This is a genomic window from Frankia sp. CcWB2, assembly GCF_977927585.1.
The window spans coordinates 1-2659 of the sequence record NZ_CDWRCM010000131.1 but is presented as its reverse complement, the minus strand read 5'-3'; the positions used below and the strand labels follow the sequence as shown (position 1 = coordinate 2659).

The following is a 2659-nucleotide window of genomic DNA, read 5'->3' as shown; positions in this document are numbered from 1 at the left end:
TGTCTGCCGGGCTGTCTCCCGGACTGGAGCACCGGCCGGGACCCCCTCCGGGATCCGCCTCCATCGGTGGTGTCCCCACCAAAGTGGGGGTAGATGTTGATTCGTCGCCAGCCCACGACGTCGCGGCCCAGACACCCAGAAACCGGCCAATCGGGGAGATTTCGCACCGCTCCCCGGGACAGGCGCCCCACCGGCAGTGGACAGCTCCGACCACCCTTCGAGGCGCAGCACGCCGCGGAGGTCGGGGGCAGCCCCGGGCAGGTCTCGGGCGGGACCGGGACGGCCTCCTACCGGGGGAAACGCGCCGAGTCCCACCGGCGGGAGAGGACACCGCCAAGCCGCACCACCCGTTTGGGGTAGCCCCTCCCAGGCACCGATGGACCCGCCCTGACCAGGAAAAACGCCGCATCGCGGGGGGCACGAAGATCATCCACGGGGCAGATGTCCCGCGGGAGCACAGCAAGCTCCCGACCCGGGAGCGGAGCATGGCAAGCCCAATCGCGTGGGCGTACGTGGTTTCGAACCACGGACCTCTGCCGTGTGAAGGCAGCGCTCTACCACTGAGCTATACGCCCTTGCCGGTGGGACCACCGTACACGCCGAGGATACGGGCCGGCGAAGGGGGCCGACGGCGGGGGGTCGACGGACGGATGGGGCGATGTCCGCCGTCCTGCCCGGTGGCCGGACTGGGTCAGGTTCGCCGCGACTGGCCGTGGTTGAGAAGGGTCCCCACGGGGAAGACTTGAGGGGGAACGGCCTTGGCGGGATGGCCTGACGCTCGAGGGACGTTCGGACACTACGGACGGTAATCATCTATAGGATTCAAGTAGAAGATCCGTCCGACAGCCGGCCGAACCATGATCACTCGAGGCAGGTTCACCCTTCCGGGCCAGGCAACTCGCCCGAACTACCGTAACGGATGTTGTCTTGGCATAATCTTGTTTCCAACGGGACTCGGAGAGGGAACTATCCCGTTACACGGGTGCTCGCCCGCACCATCGCACCATGAGAGGCCGCCCGATGACTATTCGTCACGATTCAATCACCGCAGAACTCGCCCTCCGCCTTGTCGTCCCCGGGGCGGCGCCCGTGCCGGTCGCCGCCACCGTCCGGTACGAGCCTGCCGATCCGTACGCGATCAGCATCGGCTTCCGCACCGGTGCGGACGAGGTCGTGGAGTGGACGTTCGCGCGCCAGCTCCTCAGCGACGGTGTGCGCCGACCCGCCGGGGATGGCGACGTGCAGGTGTGGCCTGCCGCCCAGTCCGGGGGACGGATCGTCTGCCTGTCCCTGTCCAGCCCGTCCGGGCATGCACTGTTCGAGATGCCGCGGTCCGAGGTGCTGGCCTTCCTGCGGCGGACGTATTCAGCCGTCCCCCTCGGCGGAGAGAGCGACATCATCGATCTTGATGCCGAACTCGCCCTCCTCATCTGGGGTGGCCCCGAGCGATGATCTCACCGGGGTCGGGACCGCTGCCCGATCCCGGCAAGCCGGTGTGGGCATTTTGCGACCGGGGGAGACCCTTCCCCACCTGCATCCGAGGCAGCTTCCACCCAGCCACACACAGAGCACCCGCCCGCCTGGCCAGGCTAGCGCCGCCAGGCGGGTTCTTTTGTCCTCGGCCCACCGCCGGTGCCCGGCCTATCGTCCGATCGGCTCGCCAGCCCCACCAGCCGGTCGGCCTTCAGCTCGGTCTCACGCCACTCCGAGTCCGGATCGCTCCCCCACGTGATACCAGCGCCGGTACCGAACCAGATCCGGTCGTCCTCGATCCAGAACGTACGAATGCCAACAGACAGCCAACCCACGTTCCGGTCGGCATCCACCCAGCCGATCCCTCCGCAGTAGTAGCCCCGAGAGGCCGGTTCCAGTTCTCGGATGATCCGCAGCGCGCTCGACTTCGGGGCACCGGAGACGGAACCGGGCGGGCAGGCCGCCGCCAGGAGGTCCTGCCAGCCCACCCCCGGCCGCAGCCGGGCCCGGACGGTCGAGACGAGGTGCACGAGACCGGGGTGCTCCTCCACTGCGCAGAGCGAAGGCACCGTCACACTTCCCGGGCGGGCGACCCGCCCAAGATCGTTGCGAACAAGATCGACAATCATGATGTTCTCGGCGACGTCCTTCTCCCGCAGATCCGCCGCCGTCCGACCGGTTCCCTTGATGGGCCTGGAACTCACGACGTCGCCCTGGCGGGAGAGGAACAGCTCCGGAGAGGCGCCGACGATGCGCACCCCGGCCTCCGGCACATCCAGGACGACCGCGTACGGCGCGGGATTGCCGGCGGCTACGACAGCCGCCAGGGCACCGAGATCGACACCGGCAGCACAGGCACCGGGACCCCCCGCGCGTTCCGCCGCGGGCGCAGGCAGGGGTGCCGACAGCAATCGGCAGAGATTGACCTGGTAGACCTCCCCCGCCGCAATGCGCTCACGGATCGCCACAACCCCGTCGAGGTAGGCCGCCCGGTTCATGGTTGTCGTCCATGCGGCTCGCGGCGGTCCGAGCCAGGGGCCACGCCGCAGCGCCGCGGCACCACCGGGAGGCGCCGGCCGCACGTCGGCGAACCGGATGCAACGGACGGCCCTCTCGAAGTCGACGACGACCGCCCAGAAGCCATCTCGATCCAGCACCGCGGCGTCATCACTGATCCTGTCTCTTA

At 68.8% G+C, this 2659-nt stretch carries 2 protein-coding genes and 1 tRNA gene; 1 reads left to right on the top strand and 2 read right to left on the bottom strand.

The features are described 5' to 3' along the window. Positions 1-503: 503 nt before the first annotated feature. Positions 504-575, bottom strand: a tRNA-Val gene (locus ACY45C_RS14320). Positions 576-1020: 445 nt separating this feature from the next. On the opposite strand from ACY45C_RS14320, the gene ACY45C_RS14315 reads away from it, so the two are divergent. Further along, entirely contained in the window at positions 1021-1452 is a 432-nt protein-coding gene (locus ACY45C_RS14315; RefSeq protein ID WP_462188101.1) for an SsgA family sporulation/cell division regulator, read from the top strand. Positions 1453-1589: 137 nt separating this feature from the next. Here ACY45C_RS14315 and ACY45C_RS14310 read toward each other — a convergent pair whose 3' ends face one another. Next, positions 1590-2648, bottom strand: coding sequence for a chorismate-binding protein (locus ACY45C_RS14310; protein ID WP_462188110.1), 1059 nt, complete (start codon positions 2646-2648; stop codon positions 1590-1592). Between the last annotated feature and the right edge of the window lie 11 nt (positions 2649-2659).

What these genes read in the sequence shown, in the direction of transcription:
- ACY45C_RS14315 (WP_462188101.1), top strand. Translation starts at nt 1,021, where the DNA reads ATGACTATTCGTCACGATTCAATCACCGCAGAACTCGCCCTCCGCCTT.